The organism is Nostoc sp., assembly GCF_036916985.1.
In the GTDB taxonomy this organism is placed as follows: domain Bacteria; phylum Cyanobacteriota; class Cyanobacteriia; order Cyanobacteriales; family Nostocaceae; genus Nostoc.
On the sequence record NZ_JBALFD010000044.1, the window covers coordinates 52,987 to 66,656 of the forward strand.

Consider the following 13,670-nt stretch of genomic DNA (forward strand, 5'->3'; position numbering starts at 1 on the left):
TCGTTTCATCAGGAGTGCCCCCTGCCTCCTACCCCCTGCAAGAGCAACAATGAGAGCAGTATAAGGAAAAAGCGACTCTGCTTATTGCTATAAATGTATCCAAAATTGTATGCTTCAGTGTTCCAGTAATAAATCCGTCACCTGAGCATGGAACTTCTGTCCCATTAGCAGGTCTAATAGATAGGGATGATTTAGAGCCAGTACGATCTATGAGTCAATCGATTACTGTATCCTGGTCAACGGTTGATGCAAAGTATCCAGAAGCATCAGTGCAAGTTGACAAACTCCCTAACCACGATTTAATTTTGCGCTGTCAAGCCGGACTGCGACCAGATCGTGCTGCCTTCGCAGAACTATTACGCCGCTATCAAAGTCAAGTTGATCGAGTTTTATACCACCTGGCTCCAGATTGGGCTGACAGAGCCGATTTGGCTCAAGAAGTTTGGATTCGAGTGTATCGGAATATTAACCGATTGCAAGAGCCTGCTAAATTTCGGGGCTGGTTAAGCCGCATTGCCACTAACTTGTTTTACGACGAGTTACGGAAACGCAAGCGGGTGATGAGTCCTTTGTCACTGGATGCGCCCCGTTCGTTAGAAGACGGTGAGATGGATTGGGAAATCGCTGGCGATACTCCCGGCCCTGAGGAAGAACTGACAACTAGAGAATTTTACGAGCAATTGCGGGAAGCGATCGCGGATTTACCGGAAGTTTTTCGTACTACCATCGTCCTGAGAGAAATCGAAGGCATGGCTTATGAAGAAATTGCCGAAATCACTGGAGTTTCTTTAGGAACTGTGAAGTCAAGAATAGCCAGAGCTAGATCGAGGTTGCAAGCTCACTTGCAGAATTATCTAGACTCCTAATTTACAGGATCTTGCCTCTGCCCAATGGCAGAATTTAAGCATAGATTAAGAATTACCATAAAGACGTAGATCGCTTCTGCCTTTAGGATGAAAATTGGCTAATTTTCCCGAAATTCCCGCCCAGTTTACCTGTGTATGAATTGGTAATAATGTTAAGATGACTACTGATTCTCAGTTTTACGACCGTTCTCCTTTGCAACTTCCTGAAAATTTGTCAGATGGAATGGCCAATCATACCAATGAATCAACGGGTCTTATGGATATGGTGAAGCGCGATCGCTTCGAGTTATTAAGTGCTTATCTCGATGGTGAAGTCACAGCCACCGAGCGCAAGCAAGTAGAAGAATGGCTGGCAAATGATGCCTCAGTTCAATGCTTGTATGCCCGACTGTTAAAACTGCGCCAAGGCTTGCGGACGCTCCCAGTGCCCACAGCCCAACAATCACCAGAAGTAACAGTTCAGCAAGTATTGACACGTTTGCACCGCCGCTCCCGTCTAAACTGGATGGTGGGAGGTGCTGCCGTTGCTGCTTGTGCGATTGGCGTAGTATCTGGCTTCGTCGGTAGTGGTTCGAGAGTGCCGCAACTGGCACAACGACCAGAAACAGAACCGATACAAACCTCCTCAGCGTCTATAGTTCCCCCTTCGCCACTGATGGTGGGACTAAATAACCCGGTAATTGAAATTCCGAAAGCAGCAGTAGCCTCACCGGAAAATTCAATTCATCAGGTACAGCCGCAACGCCACGACCCCAAACAAGACATCAATTAATCGCAAAGTTTACAGTTCATAACTGTACTCTAGGCTTAAACCGCAGCCGCTTCACCAGCCGTCAGGTTGGAGGAAACCTCTTAATTGCTCAACTTGCTTTAGAGTCATTAAATAAACCCAAGCCCAACTATAAGAGAGCGACTGTGGCTCATAAACCTCGATAATTTGCCGATTATAGAGGTTTTCTGGCGTTTGTCTATGGGGGTGGTAATCTTCCAGCACATCTAACTCATTCAAAATCTTTGGGTTGGAAAAAGAAAGTAAATATCCGTAAACTTTGCTATCACCTAGCGTCATCGCTGGGTAGCCCATTGGCAGAGCAAACAATTGTCCTTGTACAAAGGCTCTTTTGAAATCAACTACTTTGCCAGCACAGTATTTTTTATCAAATAAATGGTTTTAAAACCCCGTCCTTGTACGGATTTATATTTACTAGACCGATAGGTTCCACTAAATGTCATATAAATTCTCAGGTATTCATCTTGATCCAGAACCTTGGATACCTACGCTGCTAAAAGTAAAAGAGAAAGTTGATGAGATTGCAAAAGTTAACTTTAACAGCGTATTACTAAATCTTTACCGAGATGGGAACGATGGAATTTCCTGGTACACAGATGCTGAACCAGAGCTAGGTAAAAATCCTGTAATTGCTTCTATTAGCTTGGGCGGAGCAAGAAGGTTTATGTTTAGACATAAACATAGTCGGGATGTGAAAGCAGAAATTGAGTTAATACATGGCAGCTTCCTTCTGATGGCGGGTGTAACACAGCATTTTTGGCAGCATCAAATCCCCAAAACATCGAAGCACGTTCAACCAAGAATCAATTTAACTTTCAGGGTAATTAATAATTCCTGTTGATGGGATTTAGAAACACAGACAATAACTAACCAGTATTATGGTACTTTTCTCTGAGGCTCCGCCTCCAGTGGCTTGACCAAAGACAGCAGCAGAACCTCTTTTGAATATATTCTCAGTCTTCAGACTCTTAACGAGGCTACACAAGCCTTTAGGCTTTACAAGCATCCCATTTTACTCTTACCCCTTATTCCTATCTAACTTCTCTTGAATAGCTTCTCTACAAAATTCAGGAGGGTTATCTTGTTGCTGCACTTCCTCTTTCATTGTCTTAGTCATGCGTATATTCATTTTCTCGGTCAGTGGCTCCTCTCTGTCAGTAGTAAATTTTTTTAAATTTTCTGGATTTCCTTTAGGATTAGCCATTATTGAGAAATGTAAATATAACTTGATTTACGTGGAAGCGAGTAAATAAGATTTGAAATCGGTGGTGCTTTCATCCTGGTAAATGGTTCACCACCGATACCACTTTTACAAATGGATAATTCTATTTTATGTTCACACGTGCAGAACTCGAAATCAAAACCACTGCTGAGTTGAGAGACTTGTGTAGACGTTACGGATTAAAGCCTACTGGGAATGGAGGGTACAAGACTAGTTGGATTGTTACTTTAATGGCATTCCCACAGATAGCACTCACTCAACTAAGGCAGGGAAGAGGCTTGAAGTCACCAAGCTTCAGCGTTATTCAATTCCTTGAAGGGGTGGTAGATGAAATGAATTCACCCACTGATGAGCAAGCAGCACTGATCAAGCTGACGATGGAGAGCAAAGCTATGAGGTATCCTGACAGATACGACCAAGAGAATTTGCTTAACTTGCATAAGGCTAAGATGCACCTTGAAATGGCGATCGGACTGCTAACCCAGTAAATCAATTTAGAACCACAACACATTTAGTCCCCACTATCCTAAGCTGAGGGACTTTTTTATGTTCCATATACCTAAAGTTGTTGGACTATTAGTCTAAGAGCTTTAGGTATATAAGATAGATAGAAATAGAGGGTAGAAAGAAATAGTAAATTAATCTTGTAAATTAATTTAGAAAATTACTAGATAAATAATTCCCTCAACTATAGACGTAGGTTGGATGGAGCGGAGCGCAACCCAACATATATCAGGATGTTGGGTTATGCAAAGCTTCCACCCAGCCTACAATTTTTTTACAACACTCAGAGTGCTGAGTTCTGAGTAGCAAGTAGGACATCTCACTTCTTGACTCAGGACTGGCTCAAAGCCCCGCTAGTGCTAACGGAACTGTTTTGCCCCATGACTAATTTATACCTAACCACTTTTGACCATCTAAGCGCTGAACTAAGCCAAAGACTAATAAATCGAGGGTAATTCTGCGCTCATCGATTAAGAATGACTCAAGAGTGCTAGGTTTTTTGCCTTCATTACAGGAAAATCCCTTTTTTCCTTGAATATCTTCTTCGGGGAAATACAGATTAAACTGACGCCGACCAGTTTCCGACCAACTGCCGATAATCTGCCAGCATTCTTCGGCGGATTCAAAGCCGGTGATAGGCACTTTCCGCTTGGCGAAAGACACCTGTAAATCTTGCACACCTTTTTGAGCGATCGCTTTTTGTAAAGCTGGCAAGTAGTCTTGCTCAATGAACTGTACAAATGGCTTATCTTCAACAGATGGGGCTTTTTCCTTTTTGGCGGCTTTAGCGGCGGCTGGTTTTTCTTCCGTTGCGTCAGCGGCGGCTGGTTTTTCGCCTACTGGGGCTTTAGCTGCGGCTGCGGGTTTTTCTCGCTTGGGTGGTACAGCAGATGGTTTAGCAGCATTAGGATTATCTTCAGGGTTTGCGGCTTTAGGATCTGGCGTGTTGCCAGTAGGAAGGTCTGTGGCTTCGGGTGAGTCTGTAGTAGGAACTTGCTTGTCAGCAGTGTTGGGAGCTACTTCTCCCGCTTGATTGTGATTGGTTTCGTCTGCCATTGCTCAGGTCAATCCTTTAATCTAGCTTTGGGAGCGATCGCTCACCTTGATGTATCGGGTATTTTTATTTTGACATACTAGTACTGCAAGGCGGAATTCAAAATTCAAAATTAATACAGTGTAAGCGTTTCATTGATTTTGAATGAGTGCTTTATTTACGCCGTTCTGTACTAGTGTCATTTTGGCGGTTAGAGAGAGGCGATAAATCACCGTCTCTACAAGGAATTTATTTTTGAATTTTGTTAGCGCAGCGTTAGCGAGTCCGCAAGCGTCATTTTGAATTTTGAATTGTTAATCTGCCCCTTCAATTTTGGATTTGCGGTTTTAGATATTCAATCCAAAATCCAAAATCTAAAATTCTTCCGCCTCCTTCAAATCCCCTTGAATCCCATACCAGTTTCTACCTGTTGCTGTGCTGGAGTAGAATTCACCTTTCTGGAAGTCTGACGCCAAGTGCCAACTTGGCTCAAGAATATACCTACTAAAATCAAGCTACCGCCAATATATTGAGCGAAGTTAGGGGCTTCACCCAAAATTAAATAGGCTGCTAGGATGCCCACAATTGGGCCAAATGAGCTAACCAAGGAAGCCGTAGATACAGTGGAAGTTTTCAAGCCTTTAATCCAAAAAGACTGACCTAATACCACAATCAACCCGCCATAGAGAAACATCCATTGCCACAAGAACGGTGAGAGGGCATCAGCGAAATGATCCCTGCCATAGAGTACTAAAGCAATAAAGAAAAAGATTACAGTTCCTAATGCAGTCCGAAAAATACTATAGATTCCCAAAGGAATCTGCGAAAGGTGTTTCTTGCTAATAATTGTGGAAGCAGCTACAGCAATAGATCCTGCTGCTGCCAAAAGTTCCCCTATGCCTAAACCGAAACCTCCCATGTTCATCATGGTTTCTGTCGGAGGCTGAAGGATAATAGTTAGGATAACGCCGATAAAGGCTGCGATCGCACCGATAAATTCCCAAATATTTACCCGTTCCCTCAATAACCAGACTGATAAAGCCAGAGTTAGAGGCGGTTCCAAGCGTCCCACCAAAATAACATTGTTTACCCCTGTGAGTGCCAATGCCTGGAAAATTAAGCCAGGGGCTAACGCTCCTGATAAAATAGCCACTACTGTTAGACTGACCCAATCTTTCCTTGAGAATTGCTTCAAGGTAGCTTTGTTCCACTGCCGCCCATAGATAAGGATCAGAAGTATCAAGGCACAAAGATTTCCCACAAATAAAACATTACATAAAGAAATCGGATTGCGTAATTTGCCGCCGTAGGCATTGCCAATAAGATGTTGGGCACCAATTTCTGTTAGCTTCCGAGTAACTGCGCCAGATGCTCCAAAAATTAGCATTGCTAGCCAGAGATATGTTTGTCCTGAAATTCTATGGATTAGGCGATGTGGTTTTTTGGGTCTAGTCACAATAACATCACTGCAATAAAAGCATTGCTCATTATCTTAAGTTGCGTTCATGCAGTTCAAAATGAGGTTTTGTTGAGAAAACACTTAAATTATGCTGTGACTTTGAATGACCATAATTATCTGAGAAAATGCTGAGAATTAACTAAATTTTCTCAAGGGATAAATTCATGAAAATAGTGGCTTAGTTTCAATAAGCTCTCACTGCCACCTGAGATGCTTAGGATGTTCAGGATGAAACAGAGAAAAGAAGTAACAAATGAAACTCGCACCCTTTCTTACAAGTATAGCCTTGGTTGGTTTTTTCACAGTTTGGGACGTACCCTTAAAGGCGATCAATCCGTCATTAGTACAAGCATCAGCAGCCGAAGAATTATCTGTAACGCAGAAATTAGACTTGCTGACTAAGAGTAAGGGTCAGATTGGTAGTGGCGATCAACTACGTCGTTTCTTTTTTGGTGACTTGGAGCCAATCGGTATCCAAGTAGGTGGTGCAGGTCATGTAGTTAACCTTTATAACAAAGCCAATGATGTCACATTCGCTTATTGTTCACATTACGATGTGATTGTTGCCATTAAGAAAGGTAAGGTGACTAAGTTTGAACCCAGTGAAGTGAAGTAACTTATTAACAATTCAAAATTCAAAATGACGCTCTCTACGAGACGCTAAAAGCGAACGCGGACTCGCTAACGCTGCGCTAACAAAAATCAAAATTAAAGAAATTTCAGACGTTCGCGTAGCGTCTCGTAGAGAAGAGAAGTGCCTTGCGCGGGTTCCCCGCGTTGTGGCAACTTCGGGGGATTTAGCGAGAAATCGCTCCACTTGGGCAAAGCCCAAGTGGAGCGATTTCTCAAGACAAACCCCGACTTAAATGGGTGCTATATGTAGATGTAGGGGTCTTAAAACCTTTAATTTACGATAAAAAACTCCATCCCACAAGTGGCGTGGAGTTTTTTATTAAAATTATGAACTATTAAAAATATAGTAGTCTGTCCCATTAATTTTGTTGGGCTGTTAGATACCCGACTTCTTCAAGAAGTCGGGTATCTGAACACCACTAAACTCTCAAAATTTTTGGGACAGACTACTAGTTGTTAGGCTCGCCAAATTCTGATCGGTGTTTCTTGGTATTTACTACGAATATATTTTGCTTCTTCATAAAGTTCATTCGAGTACACACCAGCCTCATAGCATTCTGCTTCTGCAAGCATCATATTAGTTAGTGTGGGATATATGATGTATGGCTCATCACATATATCGTCAAAATTAATTTGTAATACAGGTGTGGTTTCTGTTTGGACTTCATTAATAACTACAACACAATAACCCCGACCATCAATATCTTCTAAAATTGGAAGCCATTGCACATTAAAATTTGATTTAATAACAAATACACAGGGATCATTTTCTTGATCTATTGCTGTCAAATTACAATATACCTTTAGTGCTGATTCTAACGATAAAAAAACATAATTATCAAAAAATCTGGCATATATCTCCTCACCAATCCATCCTCCATTACCCCATTGGTAAAGTTCATAAACTTCTTTCGGTAAACAAAAAGGTAATAAATCAGTTACTTTTTCTTCAATTTCCTCAGATGTGAGTCCAGGTTGTAAGGATTCAAAATGAGCAAAATCTAAATCCTCATGTTCTTCAAACCAATTCAAAACTCTATCTAAAGCATCTGTTAACCGTGACATACATAGAGAGATTTTTATTTTTATAAACAGTTGCCTCTAGCTTAACTTTTCTTTCTACTTAGGGTGCTATTAAAATAAAAACAACCGCTCTATATTAAGATTAAGATAGATCAATGAACACAAGCGTAACTAATAACTCAGCATAGGCTACGCTAACAAAACTAAAAGTATGGAACTATATTTAATTCGTCATGGCATCGCCGAAGACCAGGGATTAGGCATCAAGGATGAAGATCGTAGTCTAACCAAAGAAGGGCGGCAAAAAACTGAGAAAGTTGCCCAGAAACTTGTTAAATTAGGTTTAAGCTTTGATTTAATTCTCACCAGTCCCTTAGTGCGGGCGCGCCAAACGGCTGAAATCCTGATAGCAGAAAAACTAAGCTCCCAATTAGAGGAATCTAGCCACCTCGCGCCCGATGGTCAAATTTCTAGTTGGCTCAAAGACTGGTTAGAGCCAAAAAATTATTCCCAAAATACCCAACTGGCGCTGGTTGGACACGAACCTAATTTGAGCAATTGGGCAGAAATTCTCCTGTGGGGAGAAGCTAAAGCAAGCTTAGTCTTGAAAAAAGCAGGTATGATTGGGATAAAACTACCAGAAACAGGTTCTCCTCTGGGTCGGAGTCAGATGTTTTGGTTGACACCACCCAAGTACCTGCTATAACAGTTTTTCAACATTTTCGATTGTTGTTAGAACGGCTACTGTTATGGCGACAATAAATTTCTGGTAAGTTAGCTTGATCAGATATTTCACAAAGCAAATGGTGTTGCCATGATGGTGTGCGAATACAAGCCTGGTTTAGAAGGCATTCCCGCCGCCCAATCAAGTATCAGCTATGTTGATGGGCAAAAGGGAATACTAGAATATCGTGGCATTAGGATTGAGGAATTAGCAGAAAAGAGTACATTCTTAGAAACTGCTTATCTCTTAATCTGGGGTAAACTGCCAAACAAGGGAGAACTGGAAACATTTGAGCATGAAGTTCGTTACCATCGGCGGATAAAATACCGCATTCGGGACATGATGAAATGCTTTCCAGAAAGCGGCCACCCAATGGATGCCCTACAAGCCTCTGCTGCGGCTTTAGGTTTGTTTTATTCGCTCCGGGATTTACATAATCCTGTCTACATTCGAGATTCAGTGGTGCGCCTGATAGCAACTATTCCCACGATGGTGGCGGCGTTCCAACTGATGCGAAAAGGCAATGATCCCGTGCGTCCCCGTGATGACTTAGACTACTCCGCCAACTTTCTCTACATGCTCGATGAGCGAGAACCCGATCCTCTGATGGCGCGGATTTTTGATATCTGCTTGATACTTCAAGTCGAGCATACAATGAATGCTTCTACTTTCAGTGCCAGGGTAACAGCTTCCACCTTGACTGATCCTTACGCTGTAGTTGCTAGCGCTGTGGGAACTTTGGGTGGGCCTCTGCATGGTGGAGCCAATGAAGAAGTAATTCAGATGTTGGAAAAAATTGGCTCTGTAGAAAATGTCCGTCCCTACATAGAGGACTGTCTGCAAAGTAAATCTAAGATTATGGGCTTTGGACATCGTGTGTATAAAGTAAAAGACCCACGTGCCATAATTTTACAAAATCTTGCAGAGCAATTGTTTGAGAAGTTTGGCCATGACAAGTTCTATGACATTGCTCAAGAAATGGAACGAGTGGTAGAGGAAAAACTCGGTAGTAAAGGAATTTATCCAAATATTGACTTTTATTCCGGTTTGGTATATAGGAAGATGGGTATTCCTACCGACTTGTTTACACCAATATTTGCGATCGCACGTGTTGCCGGTTGGCTAGCCCACTGGAAAGAACAACTAGCAGAAAACCGGATTTTCCGTCCTACCCAGGTTTATAACGGTCTGCACGAAGCTACTTATACCCCCATTGACAAAAGGTAAATGGGCATAGGGCATGGGCATTGGGCATTGGGTATGGGGCATTGGGCATTGTTTATTCTCCCAGTCCCCAGTCCCCAGTCCCCTATCCCCTCAATAGCCAATCTCAATGCCAACCATAAGTAGAAGTTCTCATCGCGCTTCAGGGTGGTCAAACCATCCAACGATATACTAGGCATGGGAATTGGCAACAAATCTTCAGTTGGGCGTCATCTAGGCAAAAATAAAAAATGGGTGAATTTACAGGTATTAATTTAACTAATAGTTGTAACTCACCATGACTCATGTCTTAAAGAGCGGAAACATGAATTCAGGAATTGACCTCCAAGGAACTTTTATTGAATCCCTCCGGGATTTAGGTATACCAGCAGGAACAGCCAAAGCAATTTGGATGCCCTTGCCAATGATACTGATGCTGATTGGGGCAACAGTGGGGGTATTAGTTGCTACTTGGCTAGAACGGAAAATTTCTGCCTCCGCACAGCAGCGAATTGGGCCAGAATACCAGGGTCCTTTTGGGTTGCTGGTGCCTGTAGCGGATGGTCTGAAGCTGGTATTTAAAGAAGATATAGTACCAGCCAAGTCTGACCCCTGGCTGTTTACTCTCGGGCCAATTATTGTTGTAATTCCGGTGTTTCTGTCGTTCCTGATTGTGCCCTTTGGACAGAATATCGTAATTAGTAATGTGGGCATGGGCGTATTCTTGTGGATTGCCTTGTCAAGCATTCAACCTATTGGCTTATTGATGGCTGGCTACGCATCTAATAATAAATACTCCCTCTTAGGGGGGTTGCGGGCAGCAGCGCAATCTATTAGTTATGAAATTCCTTTGGCGTTGGCGGTGTTAGCGATCGCTATGATGTCTAATAGCCTCAGCACCGTTGATATTGTCAATCAACAATCAGGCTACGGCATTTTGGGCTGGAACATTTGGCGACAACCAATCGGTTTTCTGATCTTTTGGATAGCCGCCCTAGCTGAATGCGAACGATTACCCTTTGACTTACCCGAAGCGGAAGAAGAAATCGTCGCCGGCTATCAAACTGAATACTCAGGGATGAAATTCGGTCTATTCTACCTGGGTTCCTACGTTAACTTGATCCTTTCTTCCTTACTAGTAGCAATTCTCTACCTGGGCGGTTGGGACTTTCCAATTCCCCTCAACCTCATCGCTGGTTGGCTGGGAGTCAGTGAAGTAAATCCCGTATTCCAGATAATAACTGCGGCCTTGGGTATCACCATGACCGTGTTCAAAGCCTATTTACTAGTGTTTGTCGCCATTCTGTTGCGCTGGACAGTGCCACGGGTACGGATTGACCAACTGTTAGATTTAGGATGGAAGTTTTTGTTACCAGTCGGCTTGGTTAATCTCCTATTAACCGCCGCCCTGAAACTAGCCTTTCCCTTCGCCTTCGGCGGGTAAGCCAATTTTAGATTTTAGATTTTAGATTTTAGATTAAGTCTGAAATCTAAAATCCAAAATCCAAAATCCAAAATTGAAAAGAGAGAGTGAAACACAATGCTAAAGTTCCTGAAACAAGTTGGTGATTACGCCAAAGAAACAGTACAAGCGGCGCGTTACATTGGTCAGGGGCTTTCTGTCACCTTCGACCACATGCGGCGGCGTCCAATTACTGTACAGTACCCTTACGAGAAATTAATTCCTAGCGAACGGTTTCGCGGTAGAATTCACTTTGAATTTGATAAGTGCATCGCCTGCGAAGTTTGCGTCCGTGTTTGTCCGATTAATCTGCCTGTAGTAGATTGGGAATACGACAAAGCCAGCAAAAAGAAAAAACTCAACCACTACAGCATTGACTTTGGAGTTTGTATCTTTTGCGGTAATTGTGTGGAATTTTGCCCCACTAACTGTCTATCCATGACAGAGGAATATGAGCTTGCCACTTACGATCGCCATGAATTGAACTACGACAACGTAGCACTAGGTCGTCTGCCCTACAAGGTAACAGATGATCCAATGGTGACACCACTACGCGAACTAGTTTACCTACCCAAAGGCGTCCTCGAACCACATGGACTGCCCGCAGATGCGCCACGTGCAGGGGCGCGTCCAGAAGACTTGGTAGAACAAACAGAAAAATAAATGTCATTTGTCCTTTGTTATTTGACCAATGACCAATGACCAATGACCAATGACCATACAAATTTTAGATTTTAGATTTTAGATTTTGGATTGAAAAAAAATCTAAAATCGGCAATCGAAAATCCAAAATCCAAAATTGATTGACTAAGGACAAAAAACAGTGAATCTAGCAGAAGGAGTACAGTTAGTATCACTTGGCATACTAGGCGTGATGATGATTGGGGCGGCCATTGGTGTGGTGCTGTTCTCCAGCATTGTCTATTCTGCCTTTTTGCTGGGGGGTGTGTTTATCAGCATAGCGGGAATCTACCTGTTGCTAAATGCTGATTTTGTTGCAGCTGCACAAATACTAATTTACGTTGGGGCGGTTAACGTGTTGATTTTGTTTGCCATTATGTTGGTGAACAAACGGCAGAATTTTGTCGCATTTCCTAACTCCTGGGTGCGGAAAGTACTTACAGGTTTAGTCAGTGTGGGATTATTTGGTCTTTTAAGTACGATGGTGCTGGCTACTCCTTGGGCGTACTCAACTCCTGCTGTAGCGGGTGGTGAAAGTTCTATTGTTTTGATTGGCGAACATTTCTTCACTGACTTTTTACTACCTTTTGAACTAGCTTCCATTTTGCTACTGATAGCGATGGTAGGAGCAATTATTTTGGCACGTCGCGAGTATTTGCCAGATCAACTGACACGATCCAATGTGGGGCAAACTGTTTTGACTTTACAAGAACGCCCCAGAGAACTAGTATCAACAACTAGCGAAACAAAAGAGTAATATTTGCGACCTGAGTCGCAGATAAACAGCCAGCTTTTTCAGGAGGGATACTCAGATTCATGCAACTCCAGTACTTTTTATTACTAGCAGCAGCTTTATTCTGCATCGGCATATACGGTTTAATTACCAGCCGCAACGCTGTGCGGGTGCTGATGTCAATTGAGTTACTGCTCAATGCTGTTAATCTGAATTTAATGGCATTTTCCAACTTCCTCGACTCAACATTAATTAAGGGTCAGGTTTTCACAGTATTTGTGATTACCGTGGCCGCAGCCGAGGCGGCGGTGGGTTTAGCGATCGTGCTGGCCATTTATCGCAACCGCGATACCGTCGATATGGAGCAGTTTAATCTCCTGAAATGGTAATTGTGCGTGCAACTAAAGCAGGTAATCATTGCTTATAAAGCGCGGGATGCCCGGAGTAAAGAATGGGCAGAAATCTGTGCTAAACAACTAGAAAGTCGCGATTGCCAAGTGTTGATGGGGCCTAGCGGGCCGAAAGACAACCCCTATCCAGTCTTTTTGGCTTCGGCAGGTCAACCAATCGATCTCGCTTTGGTACTCGGTGGCGATGGTACTGTTTTAACCAGTGCCAGACATTTAGCCCCGGCTGGCATCCCAATTCTGGGAGTGAATGTAGGAGGTCATCTGGGGTTTTTAACTGAGTCGGTGGAAGAGTTTCAGGATACGGAGAAAGTTTGGGATCGGCTGTTTGAGGATCGCTATGCTATCCAACGACGGATGATGTTACAAGCTGCGGTGTATGAGGGTCATGGGTCTAATTTGGAACCTGTGAGTGAGCGTTACCTCTCTTTGAATGAATTTTGTGTCAAACCCGCCTCAGCTGATAGAATGATTACCTCAATTCTGGAAATGGAAATCGACGGTGAGGTAGTCGATCAATATGTCGGAGATGGGTTGATTATTTCCACTCCCACAGGTTCTACTGGTTACACTGTTTCTGCTAATGGGCCAATTATGCACGATGGTATGGAGGCGATTACCGTCACTCCTATTTGTGCAATGAGCCTTTCTAGTCGCCCTCTCGTTTTACCCCCTGGTTCTGTGGTGAGTATTTGGCCTTTGGGGGATTACGACTTGAGTACCAAGCTGTGGACAGATGGGGTTTTAGGGACTTCAATTTGGCCGGGACACCGCGTTGATGTGCGGATGGCAGAGTGTCGGGCTAAATTTATTATTTTGCGCGAGAACAATTCCTACTATCAGACGCTACGGGAGAAGTTGCTGTGGGCAGGTACAAGGGTTCACTACAGCAATAATCACCGTAATTAATTAACTATTTTAGAGTGCATT

General features: G+C 43.0%; 16 protein-coding genes and 1 pseudogene. 12 read left to right on the top strand and 5 right to left on the bottom strand.

Translation table 11 applies throughout. The features are described 5' to 3' along the window. The first annotated feature begins 209 nt into the window (after positions 1-209). Both V7L07_RS15930 and V7L07_RS15935 read left to right on the top strand, forming a co-directional pair. Positions 210-866: a sigma-70 family RNA polymerase sigma factor gene (locus V7L07_RS15930; RefSeq protein ID WP_099101330.1), complete on the top strand. Its 657-nt coding sequence runs from the start codon at positions 210-212 to the stop codon at positions 864-866. A gap of 157 nt (positions 867-1,023) precedes the next feature. Further along, positions 1,024-1,638, top strand: coding sequence for an anti-sigma factor family protein (locus V7L07_RS15935; RefSeq protein WP_335059378.1), 615 nt, complete (start codon positions 1,024-1,026; stop codon positions 1,636-1,638). 51 nt (positions 1,639-1,689) lie between these two features. On the opposite strand, the pseudogene V7L07_RS15940 reads toward V7L07_RS15935, so the two are convergent. Then, positions 1,690-2,007: pseudogene (locus V7L07_RS15940) on the bottom strand (gamma-glutamylcyclotransferase family protein); the annotation flags it as partial. Between the two features lie 85 nt (positions 2,008-2,092). Between V7L07_RS15940 and V7L07_RS15945 the strand changes: the two are divergent. Next, a complete protein-coding gene (locus V7L07_RS15945; RefSeq protein ID WP_335059382.1) occupies positions 2,093-2,497 on the top strand; it encodes an alpha-ketoglutarate-dependent dioxygenase AlkB family protein in 405 nt (134 codons plus the stop codon). 177 nt (positions 2,498-2,674) lie between these two features. On the opposite strand, the gene V7L07_RS15950 is transcribed toward V7L07_RS15945, so the two are convergent. Continuing rightward, positions 2,675-2,860 carry a hypothetical protein gene (locus V7L07_RS15950; RefSeq protein ID WP_335059384.1) on the bottom strand — a complete coding sequence of 62 codons (186 nt, stop codon included), beginning with the start codon at positions 2,858-2,860 and terminating at the stop codon, positions 2,675-2,677. 128 nt (positions 2,861-2,988) lie between these two features. On the opposite strand from V7L07_RS15950, the gene V7L07_RS15955 reads away from it, so the two are divergent. Then, a complete protein-coding gene (locus V7L07_RS15955; protein ID WP_335059386.1) occupies positions 2,989-3,366 on the top strand; it encodes a hypothetical protein in 378 nt (125 codons plus the stop codon). 400 nt (positions 3,367-3,766) lie between these two features. Here V7L07_RS15955 and V7L07_RS15960 read toward each other — a convergent pair whose 3' ends face one another. Both V7L07_RS15960 and V7L07_RS15965 read right to left on the bottom strand, forming a co-directional pair. After that, positions 3,767-4,438, bottom strand: coding sequence for a DUF2996 domain-containing protein (locus tag V7L07_RS15960; protein ID WP_335059388.1), 672 nt, complete (start codon positions 4,436-4,438; stop codon positions 3,767-3,769). 371 nt (positions 4,439-4,809) lie between these two features. After that, positions 4,810-5,871 carry a DMT family transporter gene (locus V7L07_RS15965; protein ID WP_335059390.1) on the bottom strand — a complete coding sequence of 354 codons (1,062 nt, stop codon included), beginning with the start codon at positions 5,869-5,871 and terminating at the stop codon, positions 4,810-4,812. Positions 5,872-6,127: 256 nt separating this feature from the next. On the opposite strand from V7L07_RS15965, the gene V7L07_RS15970 reads away from it, so the two are divergent. Next, positions 6,128-6,490, top strand: a complete 363-nt coding sequence (locus V7L07_RS15970) for a hypothetical protein (protein WP_179068632.1) — start codon at positions 6,128-6,130, stop codon at positions 6,488-6,490. Between the two features lie 473 nt (positions 6,491-6,963). Here V7L07_RS15970 and V7L07_RS15975 read toward each other — a convergent pair whose 3' ends face one another. Beyond that, positions 6,964-7,572, bottom strand: coding sequence for an SMI1/KNR4 family protein (locus tag V7L07_RS15975; protein ID WP_335059392.1), 609 nt, complete (start codon positions 7,570-7,572; stop codon positions 6,964-6,966). Positions 7,573-7,741: 169 nt separating this feature from the next. Between V7L07_RS15975 and sixA the strand changes: the two genes are divergently transcribed. The 7 genes from sixA to V7L07_RS16010 all read left to right on the top strand — a co-directional run bounded on the left by sixA (position 7,742) and on the right by V7L07_RS16010 (position 13,649). Continuing rightward, positions 7,742-8,236, top strand: coding sequence for a phosphohistidine phosphatase SixA (gene sixA, locus V7L07_RS15980; protein ID WP_335059394.1), 495 nt, complete (start codon positions 7,742-7,744; stop codon positions 8,234-8,236). Between the two features lie 108 nt (positions 8,237-8,344). Further along, on the top strand, positions 8,345-9,481 hold the full coding sequence (locus V7L07_RS15985) for a citrate synthase (protein ID WP_335059396.1): 1,137 nt from the start codon (positions 8,345-8,347) through the stop codon (positions 9,479-9,481). Between the two features lie 301 nt (positions 9,482-9,782). Continuing rightward, on the top strand, positions 9,783-10,901 hold the full coding sequence (nuoH, locus tag V7L07_RS15990; RefSeq protein ID WP_335059398.1) for an NADH-quinone oxidoreductase subunit NuoH: 1,119 nt from the start codon (positions 9,783-9,785) through the stop codon (positions 10,899-10,901). 96 nt (positions 10,902-10,997) lie between these two features. Then, positions 10,998-11,582, top strand: a complete 585-nt coding sequence (ndhI, locus tag V7L07_RS15995) for an NAD(P)H-quinone oxidoreductase subunit I (RefSeq protein ID WP_335059400.1) — start codon at positions 10,998-11,000, stop codon at positions 11,580-11,582. 160 nt (positions 11,583-11,742) lie between these two features. Next, positions 11,743-12,357 carry an NADH-quinone oxidoreductase subunit J gene (locus V7L07_RS16000; protein ID WP_334776367.1) on the top strand — a complete coding sequence of 205 codons (615 nt, stop codon included), beginning with the start codon at positions 11,743-11,745 and terminating at the stop codon, positions 12,355-12,357. Positions 12,358-12,416: 59 nt separating this feature from the next. Next, positions 12,417-12,722 (top strand): NADH-quinone oxidoreductase subunit NuoK, encoded by a 306-nt coding sequence (nuoK, locus tag V7L07_RS16005; protein WP_006199065.1) that lies wholly within the window; start codon positions 12,417-12,419, stop codon positions 12,720-12,722. A gap of 6 nt (positions 12,723-12,728) precedes the next feature. Further along, a complete protein-coding gene (locus V7L07_RS16010) occupies positions 12,729-13,649 on the top strand; it encodes an NAD(+) kinase (RefSeq protein ID WP_334765203.1) in 921 nt (306 codons plus the stop codon). The last annotated feature ends 21 nt before the right edge of the window (positions 13,650-13,670 follow it).

What these genes read in the sequence shown, in the direction of transcription:
- V7L07_RS15930 (WP_099101330.1), top strand. Translation starts at nt 210, where the DNA reads ATGAGTCAATCGATTACTGTATCCTGGTCAACGGTTGATGCAAAGTAT.
- V7L07_RS15935 (WP_335059378.1), top strand. Translation starts at nt 1,024, where the DNA reads ATGACTACTGATTCTCAGTTTTACGACCGTTCTCCTTTGCAACTTCCT.
- V7L07_RS15945 (WP_335059382.1), top strand. Translation starts at nt 2,093, where the DNA reads ATGTCATATAAATTCTCAGGTATTCATCTTGATCCAGAACCTTGGATA.
- V7L07_RS15950 (WP_335059384.1), bottom strand. Translation starts at nt 2,860, where the DNA reads ATGGCTAATCCTAAAGGAAATCCAGAAAATTTAAAAAAATTTACTACT.
- V7L07_RS15955 (WP_335059386.1), top strand. Translation starts at nt 2,989, where the DNA reads ATGTTCACACGTGCAGAACTCGAAATCAAAACCACTGCTGAGTTGAGA.
- V7L07_RS15960 (WP_335059388.1), bottom strand. Translation starts at nt 4,438, where the DNA reads ATGGCAGACGAAACCAATCACAATCAAGCGGGAGAAGTAGCTCCCAAC.
- V7L07_RS15970 (WP_179068632.1), top strand. Translation starts at nt 6,128, where the DNA reads ATGAAACTCGCACCCTTTCTTACAAGTATAGCCTTGGTTGGTTTTTTC.
- V7L07_RS15975 (WP_335059392.1), bottom strand. Translation starts at nt 7,572, where the DNA reads ATGTCACGGTTAACAGATGCTTTAGATAGAGTTTTGAATTGGTTTGAA.
- sixA (WP_335059394.1), top strand. Translation starts at nt 7,742, where the DNA reads ATGGAACTATATTTAATTCGTCATGGCATCGCCGAAGACCAGGGATTA.
- V7L07_RS15985 (WP_335059396.1), top strand. Translation starts at nt 8,345, where the DNA reads ATGATGGTGTGCGAATACAAGCCTGGTTTAGAAGGCATTCCCGCCGCC.
- nuoH (WP_335059398.1), top strand. Translation starts at nt 9,783, where the DNA reads ATGAATTCAGGAATTGACCTCCAAGGAACTTTTATTGAATCCCTCCGG.
- ndhI (WP_335059400.1), top strand. Translation starts at nt 10,998, where the DNA reads ATGCTAAAGTTCCTGAAACAAGTTGGTGATTACGCCAAAGAAACAGTA.
- nuoK (WP_006199065.1), top strand. Translation starts at nt 12,417, where the DNA reads ATGCAACTCCAGTACTTTTTATTACTAGCAGCAGCTTTATTCTGCATC.